The sequence below is a fragment of the Chitinophaga barathri genome (genome assembly GCF_003807585.1).
Taxonomy (GTDB): Bacteria; Bacteroidota; Bacteroidia; order Chitinophagales; family Chitinophagaceae; genus Chitinophaga; species Chitinophaga barathri.
The window spans coordinates 151293-176809 of the sequence record NZ_RMBX01000015.1 but is presented as its reverse complement, the minus strand read 5'-3'; the positions used below and the strand labels follow the sequence as shown (position 1 = coordinate 176809).

The 25517-nt window shown below is 50.1% G+C and carries 20 protein-coding genes and 1 tRNA gene; 8 read left to right on the top strand and 13 right to left on the bottom strand.

The features are described from left to right. Positions 1 to 70: 70 nt before the first annotated feature. From EG028_RS24665 to EG028_RS24650, 4 genes are read right to left on the bottom strand one after another with little or no spacing between them, the layout of a single operon-like run. Positions 71 to 1399, bottom strand: a complete 1329-nt coding sequence (locus EG028_RS24665) for a glycosyl hydrolase family 18 protein (RefSeq protein WP_120519017.1) — start codon at positions 1397 to 1399, stop codon at positions 71 to 73. A 27-nt stretch (positions 1400 to 1426) separates the two neighbouring features. Continuing rightward, positions 1427 to 3046, bottom strand: a complete 1620-nt coding sequence (locus tag EG028_RS24660; protein ID WP_120519016.1) for a SusD/RagB family nutrient-binding outer membrane lipoprotein — start codon at positions 3044 to 3046, stop codon at positions 1427 to 1429. Positions 3047 to 3057: 11 nt separating this feature from the next. Continuing rightward, positions 3058 to 6528, bottom strand: coding sequence for a SusC/RagA family TonB-linked outer membrane protein (locus tag EG028_RS24655; protein WP_120519015.1), 3471 nt, complete (start codon positions 6526 to 6528; stop codon positions 3058 to 3060). A 38-nt stretch (positions 6529 to 6566) separates the two neighbouring features. Next, positions 6567 to 7562: a FecR family protein gene (locus tag EG028_RS24650; protein ID WP_120519014.1), complete on the bottom strand. Its 996-nt coding sequence runs from the start codon at positions 7560 to 7562 to the stop codon at positions 6567 to 6569. Between the two features lie 115 nt (positions 7563 to 7677). Here EG028_RS24650 and EG028_RS24645 point away from each other — a divergent pair, with 115 nt between their 5' ends. The 3 genes from EG028_RS24645 to EG028_RS24635 are packed head-to-tail and all read left to right on the top strand — an operon-like array spanning position 7678 to position 9576. Then, entirely contained in the window at positions 7678 to 8229 is a 552-nt protein-coding gene (locus EG028_RS24645) for an RNA polymerase sigma factor (RefSeq protein WP_120519013.1), read from the top strand. A 54-nt stretch (positions 8230 to 8283) separates the two neighbouring features. Beyond that, the gene (locus EG028_RS24640) at positions 8284 to 9180 is read left to right on the top strand and encodes an SAM hydrolase/SAM-dependent halogenase family protein (RefSeq protein WP_120519012.1); all 897 of its coding nucleotides are present in this window, start codon (positions 8284 to 8286) and stop codon (positions 9178 to 9180) included. 9 nt (positions 9181 to 9189) lie between these two features. Continuing rightward, positions 9190 to 9576 (top strand): acyl-CoA thioesterase, encoded by a 387-nt coding sequence (locus EG028_RS24635; protein ID WP_120519011.1) that lies wholly within the window; start codon positions 9190 to 9192, stop codon positions 9574 to 9576. Positions 9577 to 9787: 211 nt separating this feature from the next. Here the strand turns inward: EG028_RS24635 and EG028_RS24630 are convergent, their stop codons facing one another. The 6 genes from EG028_RS24630 to EG028_RS24605 all read right to left on the bottom strand — a co-directional run bounded on the left by EG028_RS24630 (position 9788) and on the right by EG028_RS24605 (position 19210). Beyond that, positions 9788 to 10291, bottom strand: coding sequence for a SixA phosphatase family protein (locus tag EG028_RS24630; RefSeq protein WP_120519010.1), 504 nt, complete (start codon positions 10289 to 10291; stop codon positions 9788 to 9790). 109 nt (positions 10292 to 10400) lie between these two features. Then, positions 10401 to 12128, bottom strand: a complete 1728-nt coding sequence (locus tag EG028_RS24625) for an amidophosphoribosyltransferase (protein WP_241559216.1) — start codon at positions 12126 to 12128, stop codon at positions 10401 to 10403. Between the two features lie 283 nt (positions 12129 to 12411). After that, positions 12412 to 13806: a peptidylprolyl isomerase gene (locus EG028_RS24620; RefSeq protein WP_120519008.1), complete on the bottom strand. Its 1395-nt coding sequence runs from the start codon at positions 13804 to 13806 to the stop codon at positions 12412 to 12414. Positions 13807 to 13925: 119 nt separating this feature from the next. Next, a complete protein-coding gene (gene infB, locus EG028_RS28035; protein WP_120519093.1) occupies positions 13926 to 17354 on the bottom strand; it encodes a translation initiation factor IF-2 in 3429 nt (1142 codons plus the stop codon). Between the two features lie 128 nt (positions 17355 to 17482). Next, positions 17483 to 18730, bottom strand: a complete 1248-nt coding sequence (gene nusA / locus EG028_RS24610; RefSeq protein ID WP_120519007.1) for a transcription termination factor NusA — start codon at positions 18728 to 18730, stop codon at positions 17483 to 17485. Positions 18731 to 18745: 15 nt separating this feature from the next. After that, complete coding sequence (locus EG028_RS24605) at positions 18746 to 19210, bottom strand: ribosome maturation factor RimP (protein WP_120519006.1); 465 nt, start codon at positions 19208 to 19210, stop codon at positions 18746 to 18748. Positions 19211 to 19395: 185 nt separating this feature from the next. Here EG028_RS24605 and EG028_RS24600 point away from each other — a divergent pair, with 185 nt between their 5' ends. The 3 genes from EG028_RS24600 to EG028_RS24590 all read left to right on the top strand — a co-directional run bounded on the left by EG028_RS24600 (position 19396) and on the right by EG028_RS24590 (position 20346). Continuing rightward, complete coding sequence (locus EG028_RS24600) at positions 19396 to 19680, top strand: DUF2752 domain-containing protein (RefSeq protein ID WP_120519005.1); 285 nt, start codon at positions 19396 to 19398, stop codon at positions 19678 to 19680. Next, a complete protein-coding gene (locus EG028_RS24595) occupies positions 19673 to 20026 on the top strand; it encodes a TM2 domain-containing protein (protein ID WP_174235437.1) in 354 nt (117 codons plus the stop codon). The genes EG028_RS24600 and EG028_RS24595 overlap by 8 nt, the downstream gene beginning before the upstream one ends. A gap of 65 nt (positions 20027 to 20091) precedes the next feature. Further along, complete coding sequence (locus EG028_RS24590) at positions 20092 to 20346, top strand: hypothetical protein (protein WP_120519004.1); 255 nt, start codon at positions 20092 to 20094, stop codon at positions 20344 to 20346. Between the two features lie 60 nt (positions 20347 to 20406). Here the strand turns inward: EG028_RS24590 and EG028_RS24585 are convergent, their stop codons facing one another. Continuing rightward, positions 20407 to 21027, bottom strand: coding sequence for an HAD family hydrolase (locus EG028_RS24585; protein ID WP_120519003.1), 621 nt, complete (start codon positions 21025 to 21027; stop codon positions 20407 to 20409). A 126-nt stretch (positions 21028 to 21153) separates the two neighbouring features. Between EG028_RS24585 and EG028_RS24580 the strand changes: the two genes are divergently transcribed. After that, positions 21154 to 21227, top strand: a tRNA-Ile gene (locus EG028_RS24580). Positions 21228 to 21461: 234 nt separating this feature from the next. After that, positions 21462 to 22685 carry a site-specific integrase gene (locus tag EG028_RS24575; RefSeq protein ID WP_120519002.1) on the top strand — a complete coding sequence of 408 codons (1224 nt, stop codon included), beginning with the start codon at positions 21462 to 21464 and terminating at the stop codon, positions 22683 to 22685. Positions 22686 to 22912: 227 nt separating this feature from the next. On the opposite strand, the gene EG028_RS24570 is transcribed toward EG028_RS24575, so the two are convergent. Together EG028_RS24570 and EG028_RS24565 are read right to left on the bottom strand one after the other, a co-directional pair. Further along, positions 22913 to 24391, bottom strand: a complete 1479-nt coding sequence (locus EG028_RS24570; protein WP_120519001.1) for a hypothetical protein — start codon at positions 24389 to 24391, stop codon at positions 22913 to 22915. Positions 24392 to 24790: 399 nt separating this feature from the next. Beyond that, positions 24791 to 25273, bottom strand: coding sequence for a hypothetical protein (locus EG028_RS24565; protein WP_120519000.1), 483 nt, complete (start codon positions 25271 to 25273; stop codon positions 24791 to 24793). Between the last annotated feature and the right edge of the window lie 244 nt (positions 25274 to 25517).

Below are 25517 nucleotides of genomic sequence, written 5' to 3'. Positions count from 1 at the left end.
ATAAAGTTAAACAATAAAAACAAAAGGCCAGCCTCGCGGCCGACCCTTTGCTCAATTAACCAAAAATGTACTATTTCAATGAGTTATGTAATTCTTTCAGCAACGCTTTGTCGTCACCGCTGTCATAGTCCGCCGCCCAGAGGTATGCGCCTTTGTAAGCGGAGGTTTTAATGAAGTCTCCTTTCCGTTTTACCAGCGGCTGGCCATTGTAATACACGCCAAATGCATGATTCACCAGTTCTTTGGTAGCGGCCTGCGGATCGTAGCCCAGGATGGTTCTGTAGGCTACATAATCGTACGAGCCCCAGTCAAGGTTGTTGCCCACACCGTCTATTGCATTGTATCTCAATCCGAATGCGGGTATACCTATCACCAGTTTGTCCGCGGGCAGGTGAAAGTCCACCCAGATCTTGGCTGCCGCCAGCATATAATCGTAAGAGGAAGCCTGGCCGCGCGGAGCTCCGGGGCCTACATGAATGCCGTCTTCAAATGCGCGTACGTTCACCCAGGTGGCTGCCGAGAGGCTGGGATAATCCCAGTGCTGCCATCCTGCGCCCACCGTTACGGTTACGATGGAGTTTGCGGGAAGAGCGGCTTTCAGCTCGGCGATGAATGGCGCGATGGCGGCTACATTCTGCGCATAAGCGCCGGAGTTGATGTCGCTCATCATAATATCCACCCCGTCAATCCTGCGGGTGGCTACGTAGTTTGCAACGGAAGCTACCAACGCTGCACGGGTAGCGGGTGTGCGGATCGCTTCGCCGAAGTCGTTCGCTTCGTAAAGCGCCCAGCCGTCTACGGGAGAAAGACGACCTGCCAGGCCCAGCAGTACTGCCCTTCCGGCAATGTGGCCGCGGGCTACCATTTCATCCATACGTTGGTTGATCTCCCCCGCGGAGAGGTCCACGGTGCCGTCTGAGGCTACCCTGCCGGCGAGGAAAGTAACGTGCGTGGCCTGCTCCCAGTTCACGCCCAGGGCGGTGCCTTCCGCGGAGAGGTACGCCATGATCACTTTATCATAAGGTTTCGGCGTATAAGTGGCAGGCTTTACCAGCACCTTGGAGGAACGCTGGCTTTTCATGCCGTTCAGCTCCACTTCCAGCGAGATCGTGTATTCGCCGCCGGCGGTGGGGGTAAAGGAAAAAACAGTGTCTTTGGATTTTTCTTCCCCGTTCACTTTCCAGGAAATATTCACTTTGCCGCCGGGAGAATATACCAGGCCTTTGTAATCCGCCGTCTGCCCTTCATTGATGATGCGCACAGGCGAGATAAAAGCATTCTGGATGTCGAAGATGCGCGGGTAATCCCCGGGCCCAAACTCGGGGTCTTTGATGCGTTCTTTCCCGCAAGCGGCCAGGGCGAGGATGCTAACCAGCAGTATATATAGTTTCTTGTGCATGACCTTGTTTGTTAATGATTGAAATGCTTATTCCTTATCCCACCATACACGGCCGGTCCAGTCGTTCTCCTTTACGTTTATCGCCTGCACTGCCTTGTTATAGTTTTCAGCGTTCTGTTCCTTTTCTGAAAGCGGGTATTCAAACCTGCGGGGAATCGTGTTCACGCTGGAATAACCTGGCTTGTAACCCGGCGTAAGCACGGGGAAGCCTGTGCGGCGCCAGTTGGCATACGCTTCGGGGCCGTTCATGAAAAGCGCCACCCACAGCTGGTGGTTGATCATCGTCAGTTCCTTGCCCTGGTCTATCACGTTGTCTGATTTGTATTTGCTGATCTCCGCGTCGGTGATCTGCGGGCCGCCGGGGTAAAGGCTCAGCTGCTTCATGGCGGCTTCTATGCCACGGTTGTAATGTGCCAGGAAATCGCCATTGAGGTTGAGGCCCCAGCGGAAACACGCTTCGGCCAGCAGCAGTTCTGTTTCGGCATAAGTAAGGTGAAGGAAAGGCGCATCGTTCGCTATCAGGAAATTCGCCAGCTGCATCTTCTGTGTATTGTTGCCCACGTCGTAAGAGCCGATGCCGGGCACCTGGATGGTGAAAGTGTTCTTCCAGTCGTCCCACACAAAGTCCCCGTTTTTGCAACCCGTAATACCTACCACGGCTTTTACTTCCGTGGTAATATCGGTGCGTTCCATGAAGGCGTAGGGTTTGTCTATATAGTATTTCCCGATGTGATTCAGGCGCGGGTCGTTCGTATTGCGGAGCGCATCCAGGAACACCTGGTTGTAACGGTAGGCGATCACTTCACCTTGTGTGATGGATGCGGAGAGGCCGTTGCCGCGCACGTCCGCATAATTGTTCAGGATGTCCGCATGGGTCATTTTGCAGATATCATCGTTGCTTGCGAATACGCCGCGCTGGAAAGCTTTTTCAGCTTCGGCACGGGCTTTCGCCGCATCTCTTTTTACGAGGCGCATGGCCAGGCGGAGGTGCAGGCTGTTGGCGAATTTTTTCCATTTTGCGATATCTCCTTTATAGAACTGTTCGTTGCTCACATTGTCTTTGGAGGCGTCCAGCGCGGTGGAGGCCTCGGTCAGCTCCTTGAAAAAGTCGTTGTAGATATCTTCCTGCTTGTCGTATTTCGGGCGCACGATCTTCTGCGTATAACCGGCTGATGCCTCGCTGTAAGGGATATCGCCGTAAAGATCGGTGAGGCGTGCGAAGAGGTACACCTTCATGATCCGCAGGATGTTGTAAAGGTTCGGCCGCTTCGGATCATCTTTGGCGCGGCTCACGGCGTCCGACAGGTTAAGGATATCATTGGTGTAGTTCAGCTCCCAGAGAATGCTCATGTACTGCTGCTGCTTCACGTAGAAGCCGCCGTACTGGCAGGCCCAGGCTCCGCCCAGCTGTTGTACCATGGGCATACACAGGAAAGTGCTGACCCTTTCATTGGATTCCAGGTCGCCGGAAAACCGGGCCTGTACCTGCACCAGTTGCAGGGCAGGGTCCATGGTGGTGCTTTGCGTGGGATTGGTGTTCATATCCCCGAAATCATCGCAGCCCGTGAACCCCGCCACCATCAGCAGGCATAGGCATACCAGGAAATTATAATAACGTTTCATACGGGTTCTTTTTTGTTTGTTCATACGGCATCAGTTTAAAGGCGCACATTAAGATTCAAGCCCCAGCTTCTGCGTGAAGGCAGGGAGCCGTATTCGAGGCCCTGACCGTTCCCGTTGTTGTAATTGGAATCCGGGTCTACGTTCGGTACATTTTTATGCAGGATGAAAGGATTGCGGCTCACTACAGATACGGTTACCGCGCCGATCTTCGCTTTTCTCAGCATCGACTGCGGCAGGCTGTACGTCAGCGACAGCTCGCGCACCTTGATGTAGGAGGCGTCGTACAGGAATGGTGTGGTGATGCCTTTTGCATCTGCGTAAAACAGCGACCAGTATTGCCCGGGATCCATAGCCCGGGTGTTTTTCACATACACCGGTTTACCCGAGTTATCCAGTCCGTTCCTTACTACGCCCTGCGGCACATACCCTCTTACATTTCCTGATTGCTGCCATTCCACCGGCGTTTTGTTGGCAGCCATTCTTTCTTCTTCTGAATGTATCCATTCCTGGCGGCCTTCCAGCGTAGTCTCATGGCTACCTCTCAGTACGGCGAACAGGTTCGTCATGGAAAAAAGGTCGGCGCCCTGTTTCATATCCAGGATGGCGTTGAACGTAAAGTTTTTGTAAGACAATGAGGTGGTCATACCGCCCGTCCAGTCCCAGGTGCCTTTGCCCATCACCTTCCGTTCGTCCGTAGGTACGGGGGTGAGGGTGATGGAGTCGAGAATGATATTGCCGGAAGGATCTTTCTGGTAATCATATCCGAGAATAGCGCCGTACGGGGCATTGGGCTGTGCTACTACAGAAACGCCCAGCCAGCGTGCATCGGAGAGCGTCAGGAAGGGAATGCCTTCCGCCAGGCTCTTTACGGTATTTTTGTTGCGGGCCGCATTCACGCTGATGTCCCAGCGGAAGTTTTCGGTGCGCACCGGTGTGGCGGATATCGCGATCTCAATGCCCTTGTTCTGTATCACACCGGCATTTACCAGCATGGTACGGAAACCTGAAGAAGTAGGAATGGGCACGTAGTTGATCTGGTCGCGGGAATCCTGTGTGTAGGCGGTTACATCCAGCCCGATGTTGTTATCTAAAAACTTCATTTCGGTGCCTATCTCATAAGAGCGTGTGCGCGTTGGTTTCAGATCACCGGGAGGCAGCACCGTCGTACTGATGCCACCCGCGGCTTCACCGTTTATTTTCTGCTGCAGCAGTGCGTAATTGAGATTGAGCATATGCGGATCGGTGCCGCTGCCTACTTCCGCAACGGACCCGCGCAGCTTGCCATAGGTCAGCACTTTGTTTTTCATTTTAAACGCATCGGTGAAAATGAAGCTGCCGGAGAAAGACGTATAAAGGTATGAGTTGAATGATTTTGGTAAGGTTGAAGTGGCATCCCTGCGCAGGGTCACGTCCAGGTAAGCCCAGTTTTTATACGCTCCGCTGAAAAGGCCGTAGAAGGAATTGGTCCTTTGACGGGATTCAATTTCAGTAGCCACGCGGTCGTTGAAGCTGTTGATGGAAATTTCTTCCAGCGCCATATCAGTGCCCAGCAGGTTGGTGCCCGGGCGGGAATATTGGGAAAGGCTGCTGCCGAGGCGGGCCGCGCCGTACCAGTTGGGCGTGAACTGTTTCTGCAGGGTAAGCAGCACGTCCGCTTCGGTGGTCTGGAACTTCTGGTCGATGCCTTCGTAGCGGCCGGTGATAGAGCCCGGTGTACTGGGCGGGCTGTATTTCCTGTATTTAAAATAGGTGATGTCCGTGGAGAAGCGGCCCTGTAAAGCGATCCAGTCGGCAAACTGGTAGTTCGCCACGATGTTCCCCATGATGCGGTCCTTCTTCGTTTTATTGCTCATTTCGTTGATCACCCAGTAAGGGTTCAGACGGTATTCGCCACCGCCCCAGTCTACATAGTCGCCATTGTCGTTTTTGTAGCCGGAGGAAAAGATGCTTTGATCGATGTTATTCGCAAGGCCTACAAACGCGTTGCCGATATTGCCGGCATCGTCCGCGAGCGCGGGGCGGTTGTTTACTTCCTCGCGCATGTACATCACCTTGGCGTCCACGCTCAGGCGTTTGCCGAACTTGGAGTTGCTGGAGAAGTTCGCGGTGTTGCGCCGCATGTCGCTGGTGGGCACGATGTCGTTGTTCTTCAGGTCGGACAGGGAGAGGCGGAAGGCCGTGTTGTCCGTGGCGCTGGTGAGGGAAATCGTATTGGTGAAAGTGGAGCCGGTGCGGAAGAAATTTTCGATGTTGTTGCGCACCAGGCCGTAAGGGCGCTGTTTGCCGTCGAAGCTGGCCACCATCAGCGTGGGATCGAGCCTGGCGCCGAAGTTGCTGAACATCGTGGTGCGCGCCTGGTCCCTGTCGCGGGGAATGGTACCGCCCGTACCCTGACCGTATTCGTATTGATAGTCGTCAAAACGGGTCAGTTGTTTTTCCATGGTGGCGGTGCTGTTGATCTCTATGCCCAGGGCCTTTTTCAGCGACCCTTTTTTGGTCGTGATCAGGATCACGCCATGGCCCGCGCGGCTGCCGTACAATGCGGAGGCGGAAGGGCCTTTCAGCACGCTGATCGTTTCAATATCGTCCGGGTTGATGGCGGAGATAGCGTCTCCAAAGTCGAAGCCGCTGGAGTATTTGTCGCCGCTCACCTGGCCGTAGTTGGAGTTGTCTATGGGCACCCCGTCTACCACGTACAGCGGCTGGTTGTTGCCGGAGATGGAAGTATTTCCCCGGATGATTACGCGGCTGGAGCCTGCCGGACCGCCTGCCGTGCTGTTGATGATCAGGCCGGGCACTTTACCGGCGAGGGAATTGATCACATTGGTTTCGCGGGCGCGTTTCATATCGTCGCCGCTCACTTCGGCGTGCGCGTAACCCAGCGCCCGGGCTTCGCGCCGGATACCAAGGGCCGTTACCACTACGGTGCCCAGGTCCGTCACTTTTTCCTTCATGGTGATGTTCAGCAGCGAGCCTTCGGCGCCTGCTTTCTGCACCTGCCGTTCAAACCCGATCATGGTAAATTCGATCTGGTCTCCCGGCGCGGCGTCGATGCTGAAAACACCATCTGCTAATGTATGCACAGCCTTTTTAAGCCGCTGGTTGTGAACGGTCACACCCGGCAATGGCTCGTTTTTTTCATTGGTCACTTTGCCATGCAGCCGGTAATCCGCCGCGGTGGCCGATTCTCCGGAGGGGCGTATCATGACAATGTTTTCCGTAATGCGGTAATTGGAGTTAATGGCCTGGCAAAGCCGGGCAACCACAGCATCCAGCTGCTGGCTGTCGATCCGGAGTTTGATGGGCATATCTTCTTTGATGCCCGAGGGGTTGTAGGAAAACCTGACGTTGGCGGCCTGTTCAATTTGCCTGAACACGCTGGATAGTGCTGTGTTTTCCCAGTTAAACGAATAAACTTTTTGTTGCGCTCTGGTTGCTGTACTGATGGTAAGGCAAAGCCATAGCAATGCCGGCATCATACATGAACGTGGTATAGTTCTCTTCATGTATAAAGGATTTAGAATCTGATAAATTGCGTCCCTGTCTAAAAGCGGATCACCACCTCATTATGTTCCAGGCGGTAGGTAAAGTTGTTGGTAAAGCTAATTGCGTCCAGTACTACATTCAGTTGTTGGTCATGAAATATGCCGGTAAACATTACTTTGCCGGCCGGGCGTTTTTCCATCCTCACGTTTACGCCATAATATTCTTTCAGTATAGCGGTGATCTGATCCATATCTGCATTGGCGAATTCCACTTTCCGGTTTATCCAGCGCTGCATTTCCTCTTTCTGATAAACCATCTTTTTCAGCGGAGCGCCGTTTTCCACCACGGCTTCTTCCCCGGGCTGCAGTTCCATCGCAGCCGCGTCCGCCTCTACGCGCACCTTACCGCTGGCCAGCATTACCTGGGCATCGTCGCCGTAACAACGTACTTTGAAAGTGGTGCCCAGCACGGTGGTAGCGGCTTTGCGGGTAACTACGGTAAAGGGCAGGTTGGTATTGGATTTTACGGTGAAAAACGCTTCGCCTTCGAGGTATACGTTACGGTCTTTTTTTCCGAAGGCATCGCTGAGCTGCAGGGTACTGGCGGTACTGAGCAGTACTTCGGAGCCATCGGGCAGGGAGAGGGTCTTACGGTCCTGCATGCCGGTTTGTGCGAGGGTATTGTAGTGAATGATGTGTTTTTCAGGGTTCTGCATCAGCAGGAAGGCGGATGCCGCAATGACAGCAACGCCCGCGGCCGCCATCCAGCGGTAGGGGAGCCTGCGTACACGGGTAACTGTCTCAGATGTATCTGTTTCCTGCGCGTCCAGGCTTTCTTTTAACCGCTCCAATGCGGCGGCTTTTAGTGAAACAGGCGGGTATCCTTGCATAACATGGAATATTTCCCGGGCGCGGGCTGCCTCGGGCTGCTGGTCCGGGTAATTACGCAGCAACGCTTGCCAATATTGTACATCAGCCTCAGGCGCGCCTTTGCAATAGTGGATAAATGATTCTATAAGCAGCAATTCTTCTGCCGTCTGATGCGAATAATGCATGTGCTGATCTGGTTGATACTATACAAGTGCGGGAAACCTTCCCTTTTTACCAAGGAAATGCAAAAAATAATTTATTTTACTCCTGATCAACCAAAAGAACCGTTTTCATCGTCTGATGATGAACCCGCATCGCCATGAAAAAATAGAAAAGAACTGGCAATTGCTCGCCGGGGGAGACCGTCAGGGCCTGTACGAATGTTTTGACCTTTTTTACGACGATCTTTTCCGCCTGGGCGTTTCCCTCTACCGCGATGTAGACCTTGTACAAGGCTGCATCAATGAACTATTCCTGGAACTCTGGAAGATCAGGGAGCGGCTTACCGGCGTGCAGAACATCCAGCAGTATGTGATCACCATTTTCAAACGTATCCTTTATAAGTCTTCCAACGGGCGCAAAGAAGTGCAGTTCAACGAGGCCGCCCATCCTGAGCTTACCCAGTCTTCCTACGAAGAAATGCTGATCGAGATCCAAACGGATGAAGGCGTGAAAGCCCGCCTCCAGCTTGCGTTGAAACAACTTTCCGGCCGCCAGCTGCAACTGGTGCAGCTGAGATATTTTGAAGGGCGCGGGTTTAAGGAGATCGCCGAAGTCACCGGGCTTACGGAACGCACCGTTTACAACACGCTTCACAACGCGCTCCAGGTACTGCGCAAGGAAATGAACTAGCTCTCTCTCCTCCTCACACTTCGAATTGAACTAAAATTCTTTAATTTCATTGGCATGAAACCGTTTAACCTCCTGCTGGCCCTTTTCATGTTGTTGAAAGGAACCGCTTTTTCGCAGTCCCATGCTTTGGTGTTACAAACAGATTTCGGGTTAAAGGACGGCGCCGTATCCGCCATGAAAGGCGTGGCCTTTGGCGTATCGCCCGAACTGAAAATATTCGACCTCACCCACGAGATCCCGGCCTTTAATATATGGGAAGCCGCATACCGCCTTCAGCAAACGGCCGCTTACTGGCCCAAAGGCACCGTGTTTGTATCCGTCGTGGACCCGGGCGTGGGCTCGGAGCGTAAATCCGTGGTGCTGCAAACAAAAAGCGGGCATTATTTCGTGAGCCCGGACAATGGCACCCTCACGCTCATCGCGGAAAGCCTGGGCATAGAAGCCGTGCGGGAAATTGATGAAAAACGGAACCGCCTCCCGGGCTCTTCCGCCTCATATACCTTTCACGGCCGGGATGTGTACGCATATACCGGCGCCAGGCTGGCCGCCGGCGTCATTCCTTTCGACTCCGTGGGCCACCGCCTGCCGGACACCGTGCTGCACATTCCTTACCAGCAACCCACCTTCAGGAACAATACCGTATACGGGAACATCCCCATCCTGGACGTCCAGTATGGCAACGCCTGGACGAACATCGATGAAAAAACGCTGGCTTCCCTCCATTTGAAATTCGGGGATAAGCTCCGGATCAAAATATCAAAGGATAAAATGGTGATCTTCAACGGGGTAATGCCTTACGTGACCACCTTTGCGTCCGTACCGGAGGGTTCCCCGCTGGCGTATCAGAACAGCCTGATGAACCTTTCATTTGCCATCAACTTTGGCAACTTCGCCGAAAAACACAAGGTGGCCAGCGGCCCCGAATGGATGGTGGAGGTAACAAAAGAATAAAACAAACTGATGAACAAGGAATTAAGGATACAACAGTCGGAAACCCGCATCTTCAAAGCCGTGTTTCCCAACACCACCAACCATTATGATACCCTTTTCGGCGGCACCGCCATGCAGCTCATGGACGAAGTGGCCTTTATCGCCGCCACCCGGTACGCCCGGAAAAGGATGGTCACCGTCTCCTCGGACAAAATAGACTTCAAAAAGGCGATACCGGCGGGTACGATCATAGAGCTGATCGGCCGGGTGGTGGAAACGGGGAATACCAGCCTGAAGGTGCTGGTGGAAATTTTTGTGGAGGAAATGTATTCCACGGAACGGTATAAAGCCATCAGCGGAACCTTCACTTTTGTGGCGATCGATGAGTATAAACGGCCGGTTCCTTTGGAAGCCTAGAAGGGATCACAACTGCAACTCTGTCAGCCACTTAGGGCGCTCAATTGCTTAAAACAACTGGAAATAGTGGAAAAAGGATTAACGGCCATTTTACACAAATAATCAATACATACTATTTAAACGCAATTCATAACCAGTGGGTAAATAACGTATCAAGGGTTATTTTACGCTCCTGCCAGATTAACAGGGCATCAGGAAAGTGCCAATGGGGTTAAACGAGGCCTTCGCTCTTGGGGTAATCGAAGAAAAGGAAGCGTTTTTTGGCGCGGTCGAACTCCTCCCAGTGCTCCGTATTCGCCTCAATACCAAAAATGCCCGTAGTGGGCACATTGTCGATTCTTATCTCTTCGGTCAGGTAATTGGCAAAGTCGGTAATACCCGGATTGTGGGCAAAAATGGCAACGGCATTAAAATCGTCGTCTATTTTGGTGATCACCTTCAGGAAAGTGGAGGCATAACAGAGATACAGCTCTTCCTCCAGCAAAATGGCTTCTTTGGGGTACTTCCATTCTTTGGCCATAATGCGGGCGGTAGCGCGGGCGCGTTTCGCCGGGCTGGAGATGATGAGCTCGGGCACAACTCCCCTGGAGAGCAGCCTGGTGGCCATTTCCGGGGCATTGAGTTTACCACGCTTGTTCAGCGGGCGGTCAAAATCATCCATTTCCGGATCGTTCCAGCTGGATTTTGCGTGACGGACTAACAGTAAAGTTTTCATACACATTGGGTAAACAATTGAGTACAAACACTATCCGAAAATACGTCTTTTTCCCGGGAGGTGAAACGATGACCCCGAATTAAAAGAAAATTAACATGTTTTGTGAGGATTAGTAACCCCTTTCGTTCTTGCCTTCCATATAGTTCATAAACGCCTTGTTTACCACGCGGTTACCGCCGGGTGTGGGGTAATTGCCGGTAAAGTACCAGTCGCCCAGGTTGTTCGGGCAGCTGGCGTGCAGGCTTTCTATGTTCTGGTAGATCACTTCCACATTGGCATTGATGCCTACGGGGGTGATGATCTGGGCAATTTTCGCGGAGATCTCTTCAGGGGTGAAAGGTTTGTAGATGTTTTTCACCACGTTCTGCGCGTTGAGGGTATTGGTTCTTTCCAGCTCCTTGCACAATCCGTAAGCCTCCTGGAGGATGTATTCCTTGCCCTGCTCGCGGAGCAGCGCAATGCAGGCCTGGAAGGCTACGAACTCGCCCATCTTGCTCATGTCTATGCCATAGCAGTCCGGGTAACGTATCTGGGGGGCGGAGCTCATGATGATGATGCGTTTGGGGCCCAGGCGGTCCAGCATTTTGATGATGCTTTCGCGCAGGGTGGTACCGCGCACGATGGAGTCGTCTATCACCACCAGCGTATCGGTGCCGGGTTTTACCGTACCGTACGTGATGTCGTATACGTGCTGCACCATTTCGTTACGGCTGGAATCTTCCGTAATGAAAGTGCGCATTTTCACGTCTTTGATAGCGATCTTATCGATCCGCACACGGCGGTTCACCATCTCGTTGAGCTTCTCTTCGTCAAAATCTTTACCCCAGCTCATGATCCTTTCCACCTTAATGCGGTTCAGGTAATCTTCCAGCCCTTTGATGAGGCCGTAGAACGCCACTTCCGCGGTGTTCGGGATGAAGGAGAAAATGGTGTTGCGCAGGTCGTTGTCGATGGCTTTAAGCACGGTTTCGGATAAGTGATACCCGAGCGCGGAGCGTTCTTTGTATATTTTTTCGTCGTTGCCGCGTGAGAAGTAGATACGTTCAAAGCTGCAGGCGCGGCGTTCTTTGGCGGGAATGATCTCTTCGATGCTGTAATCGCCGTTTTCTTTTACGATCAGGGCGGTGCCGGGCATCAGTTCCATCACTTCGTTTTCGCCCACGTTGAAGGTGGTGCGGATGGCGGCCCTTTCGGAAGCGGCCACGATCACGTCGTCGTTCACATAATAATAGGAAGGACGGATACCGTGCGGGTCACGGATCACGAAGGCGTCACCGGAACCGATGAGGCCGCATACGTGGTAGCCGCCGTCGAACATGCCGAAGGCCTGCTGAAGGATGGCTTTTACGTCCAGCCCGTTCTGGCGGATCTCGTCTTCTTTGTTCAGGAAGTGGGCCACTACCTCCAGCATGGCTGCGAGGTCGCTGTTTTTATGGGTTTCGCCGGGCGATACTTTTACGTAGTTGAACAGCTCGTCCACATTCACCAGGTTGAAGTTCCCTGCCATGCTAAGGTTGCGGGCGGGGATGGTGTTGTAACGGACAAAGGGGTGGCAGAGCTCCACGTTGTTTTTGCCCTGGGTGGCATAGCGGAGGTGGCCCATCATCAGTTCACCGAGGAACCGTACGTGACCTTTCATAAGTCCGGGGTACTTGGTGATCTCCGGCTGGTATTTTTCTATTTCTGCTATTTCGTCGCGGATCTTACCGAATACATCGCCGATAGGCTGTGGCTGGCTGCTGCGTATCCGGTGCATGAAGGGAACACCTGGTTCGGTGTGTAATTTTACAGTGGCTACCCCTGCGCCGTCCTGCCCACGGTTGTGCTGCTTTTCCATGAGGAGGTAGAGCTTGTTGAGTCCGTAGAAAACCGTTCCGTATTGTTGTTGATAATAAGAGAATGGTTTTCTTAATCTTATGAATGCCAAACCGCATTCATGCTTTATCGCGTCACTCATGCTGTAAAATTGAAGTCGCAAAGTTACGCTTAAATATCCAAACCACCTTCGCCTTTAGCATTCCGCTAACAGTGATACGATTTAGGCAGGGAAATGCCTGTAAATAAACATCCCGGGCCTGTTTCGGACCCGGGATGCAATATCTTTCAAACTATTTGTGCCGTCACTTGGCGGCCACGGCATTCGTGGCGGTCCACTTCGATATATTCTCGCACTGCCTGTATTCAGGTTCTACGTGTACATAGAAAGTGGGGATCTTGTCCTGCAGCCATTTGTTCAGCGCGGTCACCTGTTTTTCCTGCAGCGTCCTTTGCTGGATGCGGGAGTAATCGTCTTTCAGGTTCTCGCGGTGAGGTTCGGTGCGGGTTTTCAGGTATACCAGGCGTACGGCTCTGCGGCCCTGCTCATCATCAAAGATCAGGGGTTTGGTTACGCCACCGGGTTTCAGGCTGTCCAGCAGCATCACGATGTCCTTAGTGGACGGGTCGTTCAGCTGGTCGATGGTGATGTAAGTGCTGCCCGTGTTCGGGTTCTGCAGCATACCGCCGTTGAACTTGGCCATCGGCTCGTCGCTGTATTTGGTAACGGCTTCGCCGAACGTGCTTTTACCGGAGATGATGTTTGCCCGGATGGTATCCAGTTTATTGATCGCGTTGTTGATATCGGCGGTCAGTACGTTCGGTTTGATGAGGATGTGCTGAACGGTCACGTTGTCACCGGCCCTTTTGATCATTTTGATCAGGTGGTAGCCGAATGCGGATTTAGTGGGGCTGGACATATCTCCTTCTTTCAGGCGGAAAGCGGCCTGCATAAAGGCGGGGTCCCAGTTTTTGTCGTTACGGTTCAGTACGTATGTGCCGCCGTTCTCTTTCACCGCGGGGTCTTCAGAGTAAAGGCTGGCGTAGGTGGAAAACTCGCCTTCTTTTTTCTCCACTTTGCTTTTAAAATCATTCAGCCTGTCGATGGCATATTTATCCATTTCGTAGCTCGCTTTGGGCAGTACTACCAGCTGGCCGATCTCCAGCTCCGATTCGTAGAACGGCAGGCTGTCTTTCGGTATCTTTTCGAAGTGGTTCTTCACTTCGGTGGGCGTTACTTTCACGGAGTTTACGATCTTATCGCGCATGGCTTTAGCCAGCATGCTTTCGCGGATGGCGTCGCGGAAACGTTCACGGAGCTGGTAGATGGTATAACCGGTCACTTCGGTCATTTTCTCACGGCTGCCGTAACGTTGTTCCGCCCAGCGGATCTGGCTTTCGATACGGCCGTCCACATCCGCTTCGCTGATGGGCAAGCTGTCACGTTCCGCCTGGAGTACGAGTATCTTTTGTGCGATGATCTGTTCTATCGCCTGGCAGGTAGCGTTTGCGGGGAGCTGCTGCTGGCCTTCGAGGGCCTGCTGCTGCATGTCTACCAGGGCAGATTCAATATCCGATTTCAGGATAATTTTTTCACCTACTTTGGACACGATCTTGTCGGCCACCATTTTCTGTTGCTGTGCAAAAGCGCCTTGTAAAAGGAGCATTGCGCCAAAGGAGGATATAAGAAATTTTTTCATAGTAACGTTACTGTAATCTCAAAGTAACCAATAAAAAATTAGCCGCACAAAGACGGCTAATCTATTTAACAAAAATTTCGGGATTGCGCGGGGCTTACACAGCCCTGCGCAATTGGATTTTAGAGTGTTCTTTTAACTTCCACCTCTTCGAAGCCTTCCACGATGTCTCCCACCTTGAGGTCGCTGTAGTTTTTGATGGAAAGACCGCATTCCATACCGGATACGACTTCTTTCACGTCATCTTTATAGCGTTTCAGGCTCTGGAGCTCCCCTGTGTGCACCACGATACCGTCGCGAACCAGGTTTATGCGCGAATTGCGGAAGAGTTTGCCATCCAGCACGTAACAGCCAGCCACGGTAGCCTTGTCGAACTTGTAAGTTTCGCGGATCTCCACGTTGGCGGTGACCTTCTTCTCGATCTTGGGTTCCAGCATCCCTTCCATCGCGCTTTTCAGCTCGTCGATGGCATCGTAGATGATGGAGTAGGTCCTGATCTCGATATTTTCTTTTTCCGCCAGGCGGCTCGCGTTCATGGACGGGCGTACCTGGAAGCCGATGATCAATGCGTCTGATGCGGTAGCGAGCAGTACGTCGGATTCGGTGATCTGGCCCACGCCTTTCAGCACCACGCTCACTACGATCTCTTCTGTGGAGAGCTTCTGGAGTGAATCGCTCAATGCTTCCACGGAACCGTCCACGTCGCCCTTGATGATCAGGTTCAACTGTTTGAAGTTTCCGAGTGCGAGACGGCGGCCGATCTCATCCAGCGTAATGTGTTTCTTGGTACGGATACCTTGTTCACGAACGATCTGGGCTCTGCGGTTGGCGATGTCTTTGGCTTCAGATTCATCTTCATACATCCTGAATTTCTCACCTGCCTGCGGTGCCCCGTTGAGGCCGAGCAGCTGTACGGGTGCGGAAGGACCGGCTTTTTCCACTCTCTGGCCACGTTCGTTGAACATGGCTTTGATCTTACCGAAGTGAGCGCCAGATACGATGGTGTCACCCTGTTCGAGTGTACCGTTCTGTACCAGTACGGTGGTTACGTAGCCGCGGCCTTTATCCAGGGTCGCTTCAATTACGGTACCGATAGCTTCCCTGTCAGGGTTGGCTTTCAGTTCCAGCAATTCCGCTTCCAGCAGGATCTTTTCGAGGAGTACGTCTATATTCAGGCCGCTTTTCGCTGAGATCTCCTGGCTCTGGTATTTACCGCCCCAGTCTTCCACCAGGAGGTTCATGCCGGCCAGCTGTTCCTTGATCTTCTCAGGATTGGCGCCGTCTTTATCGATCTTGTTTATGGCAAACACCATGGGGAGGCCTGCCGCCTGTGAGTGGCTGATGGCCTCACGCGTCTGGGGCATGATGGCGTCATCCGCTGCTACAACGATCACGGCAATGTCCGCTACCTTGGCACCACGGGCACGCATCGCGGTAAACGCTTCGTGACCGGGGGTATCGAGGAAGGTCAGTTTTTTGCCGCTGGCGGTGGTTACCTGGTATGCACCGATGTGCTGGGTGATACCACCGGCTTCACCGGCTACTACGTTCGCACTGCGGATGTAGTCAAGCAGGGAGGTTTTACCGTGGTCCACGTGGCCCATGATGGTAACGATGGGGGCGCGGGGCGTCAGGTCTTCCGGATCGTCCACGATTTCTTCCTCATCTTCCTCCGTTGCATCGTCTATGCCAATGAATTCCACCTCGTATCCGAACTCGCCGGCTACCAGTTCTATCACCTCTGCGTCCAGGCGCTGGTTGATGGATACCATGATGCCGAGGCCCATACATTTCGAGATCACTTCCGCAAAGCTCACGTCCATCAGGTTGGCCAGCTCGCTCACGGAAACGAATTCCGTTACCTGGAGTTTGTTGCCATCTGCTCCGCTTTGTGCTTCGCGGCGTTCGGCCATTTCGTGCCGTTTGTCGCGGCGGCGGCTGGCTTTGGTATTTTTGCCACGGGAGTTGCCTCCCAGTTTGGCCATAGTTTCTTTGATCTTGTTCTGGATCTCGTTTTTATCGATCTCCTTATCATCAGGTCTGCGTGGTGCGCCTTGCCCGTATCCGCCTCCGCCCTGGCCGGGACGCTGGTCCCTGCGCTGATGCGGACGGCTCGGACCGCCGCCTGGAGCCCCTGCGGGCCTGTTGCCGCCCTGGTGATGGCCTCCGCCACCGCCCGGACCGCGGTTTCCACCCTGGCCACCGCCTGGGCCGCGATTACCGCCCTGGTGCTGACCGCCGCCACCCGGGCCACGGTTACCACCCTGGTGATGACCACCGCCACCGCCCGGGCCGCGATTGCCGCCCTGGTGCTGTCCGCCACCGCCTCCGGGGCCTCGGTTGTCCCTGTTTCCGGGACCGCCCTGGCCGCCTTCTTTGGCGAATTCGCCCGGTTTAATGGGCTCGGGTTTCTTTTCTATAACGATGCGCTTGCGCTTACGTTTTTCGTCTTTGTTGAAATTCTTGTTGTCCCTGCGTTCCTGGGCAACCGGCAGTTCGATCTTTCCGATCACTTTCGGGCCGGAAAGCCTGGTAGCCTGTATGTTCTCAATAACGGCGGGGTCGTTGCTATCGGCAGCTTCCGGCGCGGCCTGGGGAGCGGGAGCAGCGGGTGCTGGTGCTTCCTTGGTTGCAGCGGGTTTCACCACCTCAGGAGCTTTGGGCTCCTTTGCGGGGGGAGGCGTTGCTTCAGCGGGTTTTTCTTCCGCTTTGGGAGCAGGGGCGGGCTTTTCAGCTTTCACCTCCTTAGGCTCTTCTTTTTTCGGCTCTTCCTTTACTTCCGCTTTGGGGGCGGGAGTAGCGGGCGCTTCTGTAGGTTCCGGAGCGGGCGCATCCTGCCGGGGAGCGGGAGCGGCTTTTTCTTCCGGTTGTTCCTTTTTAGCTGCGGGCTTTTTGCTGCGGTTGGCAGCATTAAGCGCGTCCAGGTCTATGGTGCCCATGATCTTGGGACCGGCTACGCGGGGCGCTTCCGCTTTGGGAGCTTCTTCCTGCTGCGGGGCAGGGGCGGGCGCTTCCGGGGCTTTGGCCTGTGGCTCGGGAGCGGGTTCCGGTTTGGGTTCCGCTTTAGGCTCAGGTTTGGGCTCTGGTTTCACTTCCGCTACCGGTTTGGGTTCCGGCTGAGGTTCAGGCTTGGGCTCTGGTTTTTCCGCTTTTACTTCCGGTTTGGGAGCAGGAGCAGGTTTGGGAGCTTCCGGTTCAGGCTGAGGCTCTGCTTTGGGCTGGGCCTCTTCTTTCTTTTTGGTTGCAGCTTCCGCCTCTTCCTTTTTCTTTGCCGCCAGTTCCGCTTCTTCCTTCTCCTTCTTTTTCGCTGCGTCTAACACCGTTCCTTTAGGCAGGGCAATCTGGTCGCTTTTGCGCTTGTTTGCCTTGTCCTGCTGGAACTCTTGCTGGAGGGAATTGTACATCTGGGCTGTGAGTTTGGCGTTGGGAGACCCGAATCCGTCCATATCGAAGCCCTTATTGGCGAGGAATTCGACGAGCGTATCCTTTCCAATGTTGAATTCCTTGGCCGCAGCCAGCAATCGCGGTGTGTTGTTTGTTACTTCAGGCATATCGTATTCTCGTCCTTCCCGTTTAATCCCCACCAACCGGCGGAGTAATTCTTTTAACATTTAACAATAACTCAAATATCTCTGCAATCAAAAAAGCCTACCCCATGGGAAGGTAGTAGCGGCCGGCTTTATTCTTTTTCAAATTCTTCCTGCAAGATCCTTCTCACCTCATGTACGGTTTCCTCTTCGAGGTCTGAACGGCGTACAAGTTCTTCCGGAGTCAGGTCAAGCACACTGCGGGCGGTATCGCAACCGATTCTTTTCAGTTCGTCTATCACCCAGGCTTCGATTTCGTCTGCAAATTCTTCCAGATCGATGTCGAATTCAGTTTGTTCCTGTTCCTCATCGCGGAATACATCAATTTCCATTCCGGTGAGTTCGCAGGCAAGTTTAATGTTTACGCCCTTTTTACCGATCGCCAGTGATACCTGGTCAGGTTTCAGGTAAACGGATGCGTATTTATTTTCAGTATCCACGTCCATCCGGCTGATCCTTGCGGGCGTAAGCGCGCGCTGGATAAGCAGCTGAATGTTGGCGGTATAGTTGATAATATCGATGTTTTCGTTCCGGAGCTCACGAACGATGCCGTGAATGCGGCTACCTTTCATACCCACGCAGGCACCTACGGGGTCTATCCGGTCATCATAGGATTCCACGGCTACTTTGGCTCTTTCGCCCGGCTCACGCACGATCTTTTTGATCACGATCAGCCCGTCGAAGATCTCCGGCACCTCTATTTCGAGGAGTTTAGCCAGGAAGGAGGGATGTGTTCTGGAAAGGATGATCAACGGGGAATTGTTCTTCAGCTCCACTTTCTTTACCACCGCCCGTACGTTTTCACCCTTTTTAAAGTAATCTGTCGGTATTTGTTCGGATTTAGGCAATATTAACTCATTCCCTTCATCATCCAATAATAAAACTTCCTTTTTCCACACCTGGTATACTTCGCCTGTTACGATCTCGCCTACACGGTCGGCGTATTTCTTAACCAGGATATTTTTCTTCAGGTCCCCGATGCGCGCGGTCAGCGTTTGTTTTGCTGCGAGGATGGCGCGGCGGCCGAAATCCATGATCTCCACTTCTTCGTAGAGGTCTTCACCCACCTGGTAGTCAGGCTCCACCAATATAGCTTGGGAATAGGCGATCTGGGCATTGTCATCTTCCACGGTGCCATCGTCCACGATGGTACGGCGGCGGAGTATCTCCAGGTCACCTTTCTCGGTATTTACAATCACGTCAAAGTTCTCATCTGAGCCATATTTCTTACGCAGCAGCGTCTTGAACACATCTTCCAACACCTTCATCAGCGTGGGGCGGTCAATGTTTTCCGCCTCCTTAAATTCGGTGAATGACTCAATCAGGTTAATACTAGCCATGTTCTGTTATAGTTTTTAAAACACGATACACACCTTTGTGTGCTTTATTTCGGATAAATTGATGTTTGTTATAAAAATCTCTTTTTTCTTGCCTACCGTCTCTTCCAGCGTCAACGCCTCATCGGTGAAGCTCAGGAGCTTACCTTCCTTGATGGCCCCGTCCAGCAGGGTCACTTCTACCTTGCGGCCGGTGTTTTTCACGAATTGTCGTGGAGTTTTCAGCGGTTCATCCAGCCCGGGGGAGGATACTTCCAGGGAAAAATCATTGTCCGGAAATAACCCGGAGGTTTCCAGCTGGGGGTATAGTTGGCGGTTCAGGGACACCAGTTTGTCTATCGAGGCACCATTGTCAGCATCCACAAACACCTTTACATTATTGGTGGGCTTAATCCTGATCTCTACTAAAAAATACTCTGGTTTGTCCGCCAGCAACGCTTCCAGCATTTCCCTGATGCGCGTTATCACTTGTTCGTTTGCCATATGAAATAGAAGAAGGGGACTCTCGCGTCCCCTTCATTTGAATCATTTTACCTTTACAAAATTAGCATTTATTTTCATTCCAAGAACAATTTCTTCTAAATATAACCCCACGGAACCCCGGCCAGCACACATTATCATTTATTATAATTGGATAGCCGCCGGGATTATCTTAATTTGAGATAGATATGATTTCCCGTATCAATATCGAACTGGTGGCCTGGACGCTGGGGCTTATCCTCCTCGCGTTCCTCGACCCGCACGCCGGCCTGCCCAGCTTCTGCCTGTCAAAGCTCGCCGGCCTCGGCAGCTGCCCCGGATGCGGACTCGGCCGCTCCATTTCCCACCTTTTTCACGGGCAATGGCTGGAAAGCTGGGAAAATCACAAACTCGGGGCGCCCGTATTACTGATGCTGCTATGGCGCATCGGCAAATTATCCAAAGACCAATATTATACTTTCAGATATGAATGACTTCTATTTCGCCATGTTGCCCGGCATCGATCACGAGGAGCTGATCTGGCTGGAAGAACTTACCAAGAAGTTCGACCCGGAAGCCCGGAAAAAATTCCTCTATCTCTACCAGGGCCGCCGCAAAGACCCGCAAACCATCCTGCTCACCTGCCTCCTGGGCTTCGTGCTGGTAAACGGGATACACCGCTTCCTGATGGACCAGATCCTGATGGGACTGCTGTTCCTTTTCACCTGCGGTTTCTGCTTTATCGGCACTATCATAGATGCCGTAAACTACCGTAAGCTCACCTGGGAATACAACAAACAGGTGTCCCTCGAAGTAGCCTCCATGATCGGCAAGTTTTAGCGCGTTCGTTAAAAAAACCTTAAAATGGACCGTAAAAATGGAGATACCGCTATCTTTGTGACATTATGTTAAAGCTTCTATTCTACATCTTTTTAGGATGGCTCTTATATAAACTGGTATTCGACTTCTTCATCCCGGTTTACCGGGGCACCAAACAAGTCCGCCGCCAGGTGCGCGACATGCAGGACGCCATGCGCCAGCAATTCGAACAACAGCAACAGCAGCAGGGCCAGCAGCAACAGGCCCCGCCCCGCCCCGCTGAGCCGATCAGGCAGGACAAAAAAGGCGATTACATCGACTTTGAGGAAATCAAGAATTAATCTTTACCGTTTTCCCACGAACTCCCTGTGTGAACCACAGCGGGCTTTCCGAGGAACAAACTACCCTTTCCGGAAAATATCCAGGATGGTTTTGGGCGCCTGCAGGTGAATCGTCTGTATGCCCAGGGCTTTCGCACCGTCAATGTTCGGCAGGGTGTCGTCTATGAACAGGGTGTGTTCCGGTTTCAGCCCGTTTTCGTCCAGGATCACCTGGTAGGATTCTTTCTCGGGCTTACGGTAACCGATGAGGTTGGAGTAATAACTCCGGTCGAAGAACGAGGCCAGTGAGGGGATACCTCTTTCCCTTTCCAGTTGTTTATTTAACGCTTCCAGGTGGATGGCATTGGTATTGCTCAGCAGGAAGAGGTCGTAGTGATTGCGGAGCTGCTGGAGCAGTTGCAGCCTTGCTACCGGGAAATCCAGCAGCATAGCGTTCCACGCGTGGACGATCTGTTCGTCAGTAGTACCCTCCGGCAGGTGTTCTTTGATGCTGGCCAGGAAATCCCCGTTCGTCACGCGCCCGGTTTCCAGGTCTTCAAATAACGAATTGGCGTGGAACTGGTTGTACAGTTCGTCGAAATTCTGCGCGCCGAGGTCTTTAAAAGCCTGGCTGGTGAGCCGGTAGTCTATATTGAGGATGACGCCCCCGAGATCGAAAATGATGTGTTTGATTCCTTGCATGGCGGGGTAAAGTTAGGGCGCGGGAGGAAAAATTTGTAAAAGATTCAGTAAAAAATATTTACTTTTGCCGTCCCCCGGGAAAGGGGGCCCAATCAAGTTCTATATATTTTTGCCTGCAAAGGCACCGGTCCTATAGCTCAGTTGGTTAGAGCATCTGACTCATAATCAGAGGGTCCCTGGTTCAAGCCCAGGTGGGACCACTTTATTGAAAAAGCCTTATCAGTTATTATAAGCTGGTAGGGCATTTTCATTTTATGGCCTGCTGGAATGTGTGGTTTTCCTTGTTTTGAAGGTGTCCCAAAAGGGGACATGCCCAAAACAGAGAGGTGTACATTTTTTCCTCCCAAATGCAGTACAGGTAAGGGTTTGTCAAATTAAAACTAATTGACAACTGTTCAGATTCCTCAAAGCTGAACATCTAAAACCTTCCAGCAATGTCAAATAATATCAACATACTTTTCTGGATAAAAAAGAACAGAGCCAATAAGAGGGGCCAAGTTCCCCTCATGCTCAGGCTTACCTACAATAATGAGAGAAAGGAATTTTCTACAGGCTTGGCTGTTGACCCTGAAAAGTGGGATAGCAGCAAATACAAGGTGAAAGGCAAGACAGAAGATGCAACACAGACCAATAAATATATCGATGAGGTAAAGGGTAAAATCCTGAGCCTGTTTAAAGATATGCTGCTGGATGAAAATGTAAGTCTTGGGCTACTGGTAGATAAATTCCTTGGGAGGGATGAGGGCAATATGTCCTTATTAGAACTGATTCAATATCACAACGACAACTTTGAATCCAGAATAGGCACAGACTTTTCCCTGTCCACCTTTAAAAAGTACAGGGTAACTTTTAGCAGAATCAAGGAATTTGTCCAGCACTCCTTTTCAAAACCAGACCTGAAGCTGAAGGAACTGAGCTATAAATTCATGGCAGATTTTGAACACTTCCTGAAAACAGTTCATCACAATGACCACAATACAGCCATCAAGCACTGCAAGAACCTCAAAAAGATCATAAACATGGCTCTGCTGAATGGCTGGATTAAATCAAACCCTTTTACAGCCTTCAAATGCAGCTATAAAGATGTGGACAGAGTGTATTTAACGCAGCAGGAGCTGGAACAGATTGAAAATAAAACTTTTAGCAGCAGAAAGCTACAGATCACAAGAGATATATTCCTATTTCAGTGCTACACAGGGTTAGCCTTTGCTGATATGGCAAAATTGAGGCAGGAGGACATTTCTATGGGCATAGATGGGGGTAGGTGGATTATCACCAGAAGAAAGAAAACAGATGTAAGAAGTGCAATTCCCCTGCTGCCTAAAGCATTGGCCCTGCTGGATAAATACAATGCAGGGGCAGATAAGCCTATTCTTCCATTCTACAGCATCCAGAAATTTAACTCCTATCTGCATGAAATTGCTGATGTCTGTGGAATCAATAAAAACATCACCTCCCATGTGGGCAGGAGAACTTTTGCCACCACAATTGCTTTGGCTAATGGGGTTTCACTTGAAAGTATTTCCAAAATCCTTGGGCATACCTCTACCAAGATCACTCATCAGTATGCAATGGTAACTGATATGAAGGTTAGCCAGGATATGCAGGAGCTGAAGGAAAAGCTATCTAATAACCTCAAAACAGCATCCAATGAATAATATCATCCTGATCTGGACAGTTTTGATGCTGGTGTTGATTTGTTGGGGTTTGGGAACTTTTATCAGTAAATATATCATACCACATAAATATCCCAAAATGCAAGAAAATCCTGTGGTGCAAATAATACTGGGCGTATTAATACTAATGTTGCTTTGTTTTTGGTGCTGTCTGTAGTTGAATCAATTTTATGTAAGGTGCAGGATTTATTTACCTGCACCTTTTTCAGCTACACTACCAGCTTCAATTTATCTCCATGCCAGTAATCTTTCTTAAAATGTGGTGAAAATCCTAAGCAATTCCCAAATTCCTCTTTCATCACATTTTCTACATAATCTTCGTACCCCTTCAATGTTACAACTGAATCGTGGAGTGTGAAAATTGGCAGGTATGGTCTTTCCTGTGTAATTCTTACCACTATGCGATAGTACATGATATAACTCTCAACCCTTTGCAGCAGGATAGGCAAATTTTCAGCCTTGGCCCTTTTAATGGATGCTGTGATCTCGTATATCTTAGGAAATATATCTCTGAAAAGCCTTTTGGGAGCAGCTTCTTCTTGCCCAATGAATCTGTTATCTGTAAACAGCACTGTGAACAATATGGGCTTCACTTCTTCATTAGTTATAAAATCTAATCCCAGTTTGTCTTTTAGTAGCTGACGAAATTCAGAATAAAAATTTCCACTACTTACCATTCTATAATAATTCCACATTTCATCTCCCTCCTTTATTCTATTATTCTGGGCATTTTTACACAGAGTAATGGAATTGGTGAAGCTGTTGTGGTTGGAGAATATTGGAGTAATGAATAGGTAAGGAATAACTGAAGAATTTAATTTTCCTCCCTTCGCCTCATTTGTCCAGAACTCATCATCTAGCAGCAAAGTAAGCAAAGTGGGTTGGCTATTAGACAAATCAATGGCAACCAACTGTTCCCCATCGTAATTAATGGCATTCCTGATTTCTCTTTTGCAGGATGTCAGTGCAGAATGATACCTGAATACATTTTGGTCGAAATGTGGGTTAAATAAGCCTCTCCTTAGCTTCTCAATATTCAAATGGGTGCCAAGATACTGCGCATAGGGGTTTTTCCATTTAATCCCTTTGCTTACAATAGTTTTATCCCATTTCGATCTGTCTTTTTTCTTTTGCAGGTATATTTCTGCATTGTAAGCATGTGCAAGTTTATCGTTGATTTTTAAGCCACCAGACTGGTACCATTTCTCAATGGGCTTATATTTTCTGGCAATAGTAGAAAGATCAATCTTAGAAGATGCAGTGGGTTTTGCAATTATTTCATCTTCATCCTTCTCAACCTGCCTGTTATTCGCCATCTTTTTGAGCAGGGTTAAATTGGTTACAGGGATTGATTTTAGAGGCTGTTGGTACTTGGCGCAAAATCTGTACCCTCTGGATTTTATCCCTGTAATAAAATGGTTGTCTGATTCGATAATGCCAGCTTCCTGTAAGTAGGTTAAATAATCTGAATACCCCTTGCCAATCCACTGTTTCAAGATTTCAGCATTAATTGGAACATAACCATCCTCGTTTGTTAAATCTTTGTTGTTGGAGGGGATTTCTGCAAGAAGATGTAAAATGTAGAGTAGCTTATCTCTGTTAAAGCCAACTATGTGGTTGATTGGGTTTTTCCTGAGAATATCATCTATATCTATATTCTCAGGAATGTAAAATAATTGTCTGGTCATTCAAAAATAGAATTTTGAAAATCAACTTGTTAAAAGATGATTGCTTGTTGAATAATTTTTTCATTTTTTACTTGTTTAAAAGTGAAATAGTTGTATACCACCTGACCAAAATTTCTTTTCAAAATTTCGCTCATTTTTAAAATCGAAATGTAAAATTACATTGGACTAAATTATCTGCCAATAGCATTGAAAAAAATCTATTCTAGCAACTGAATGTTCATGTAATAAGCTTCCAAATATTGCGTTTCCACACAGTTTAATGGTTGATATTTTGGTGTCGAGCAAGTTTGAAACAATATTCCCTTGCTTAAAAGTTGTCAAATCAGTTTTTAGCACTTAATTAAGTGCTAGTTAGGTGCATGTGGAATACTGCTTAACTGGTTACTTATCTTATACAAGCTATTTTGAACTTATCGTTATTACAATAATAGCTAAAGAAATGAAGGCAATCACCCCAACTAGAATAAGTGTGTTGTGATTGTTCTTTTTCTCTGAGCTTTCTGCTGGTGCAAAAATTTCAGCATCAGTATTAATCTTGCTGGTATCAGATGTATTGTAAACCCCTTTAGGCGCAACAGGATGTGTTGCAGGATTAGAACTCATATTGGGGCCATTATCTGATTCTAAACTCTCTATAAGTTGATCTAATTCAGTTTTTTTTTGAGGGCTGTCGTTGCCTTGTATTGTAGGATATGAGATATTCCTCTTCTCATCATATTCCCTCAATTTCTTCATGTCTTCTTCTAACCTATTTTCTTTACTAATCTCTTCTTTTATTTTATCTGGATTATAAGATTGGAAAGTGGAATCTTGCGAATATGATTCTGTTAACAAAAGTGTATTTAGGAGTATTACAATTAAGTATTTCATAGTTTTTGGCATATAGACAACAAGTTAAAATAGAATTTCCACATTATTATAAAATGCTATTCATCCTATCACTGTGATTCTTTCATTTTCATTCAACACACACACACGATTGTAGCTGCTATATAGCTGAACATTTTCACCAGAATTTTCCAGCCCCAAAAATTTGATGTTAATATAAATATATAGCATTATTGAGCACCCCTCCACCTTTCCCCCTTCCATATTTTAAGGTTTGGTACTTCCCCCTCTCTTAACC

Coding starts and splice junctions, on each gene's coding strand:
- EG028_RS24665 (WP_120519017.1), bottom strand. CDS start 1,399: ATGCACAAGAAACTATATATACTGCTGGTTAGCATCCTCGCCCTGGCC.
- EG028_RS24590 (WP_120519004.1), top strand. CDS start 20,092: ATGTTAAAGCTTCTATTCTACATCTTTTTAGGATGGCTCTTATATAAA.
- EG028_RS24605 (WP_120519006.1), bottom strand. CDS start 19,210: ATGGCAAACGAACAAGTGATAACGCGCATCAGGGAAATGCTGGAAGCG.
- EG028_RS24620 (WP_120519008.1), bottom strand. CDS start 13,806: ATGAAAAAATTTCTTATATCCTCCTTTGGCGCAATGCTCCTTTTACAA.
- EG028_RS24585 (WP_120519003.1), bottom strand. CDS start 21,027: ATGCAAGGAATCAAACACATCATTTTCGATCTCGGGGGCGTCATCCTC.
- EG028_RS24655 (WP_120519015.1), bottom strand. CDS start 6,528: ATGAAGAGAACTATACCACGTTCATGTATGATGCCGGCATTGCTATGG.
- EG028_RS24630 (WP_120519010.1), bottom strand. CDS start 10,291: ATGAAAACTTTACTGTTAGTCCGTCACGCAAAATCCAGCTGGAACGAT.
- EG028_RS24575 (WP_120519002.1), top strand. CDS start 21,462: ATGTCAAATAATATCAACATACTTTTCTGGATAAAAAAGAACAGAGCC.
- EG028_RS24600 (WP_120519005.1), top strand. CDS start 19,396: ATGATTTCCCGTATCAATATCGAACTGGTGGCCTGGACGCTGGGGCTT.
- EG028_RS24570 (WP_120519001.1), bottom strand. CDS start 24,391: ATGACCAGACAATTATTTTACATTCCTGAGAATATAGATATAGATGAT.
- infB (WP_120519093.1), bottom strand. CDS start 17,354: ATGCCTGAAGTAACAAACAACACACCGCGATTGCTGGCTGCGGCCAAG.
- EG028_RS24660 (WP_120519016.1), bottom strand. CDS start 3,046: ATGAACAAACAAAAAAGAACCCGTATGAAACGTTATTATAATTTCCTG.
- nusA (WP_120519007.1), bottom strand. CDS start 18,730: ATGGCTAGTATTAACCTGATTGAGTCATTCACCGAATTTAAGGAGGCG.
- EG028_RS24595 (WP_174235437.1), top strand. CDS start 19,673: ATGAATGACTTCTATTTCGCCATGTTGCCCGGCATCGATCACGAGGAG.
- EG028_RS24650 (WP_120519014.1), bottom strand. CDS start 7,562: ATGCATTATTCGCATCAGACGGCAGAAGAATTGCTGCTTATAGAATCA.
- EG028_RS24645 (WP_120519013.1), top strand. CDS start 7,678: ATGATGAACCCGCATCGCCATGAAAAAATAGAAAAGAACTGGCAATTG.
- EG028_RS24565 (WP_120519000.1), bottom strand. CDS start 25,273: ATGCCAAAAACTATGAAATACTTAATTGTAATACTCCTAAATACACTT.
- EG028_RS24625 (WP_241559216.1), bottom strand. CDS start 12,128: ATGGAAAAGCAGCACAACCGTGGGCAGGACGGCGCAGGGGTAGCCACT.
- EG028_RS24635 (WP_120519011.1), top strand. CDS start 9,190: ATGAACAAGGAATTAAGGATACAACAGTCGGAAACCCGCATCTTCAAA.
- EG028_RS24640 (WP_120519012.1), top strand. CDS start 8,284: ATGAAACCGTTTAACCTCCTGCTGGCCCTTTTCATGTTGTTGAAAGGA.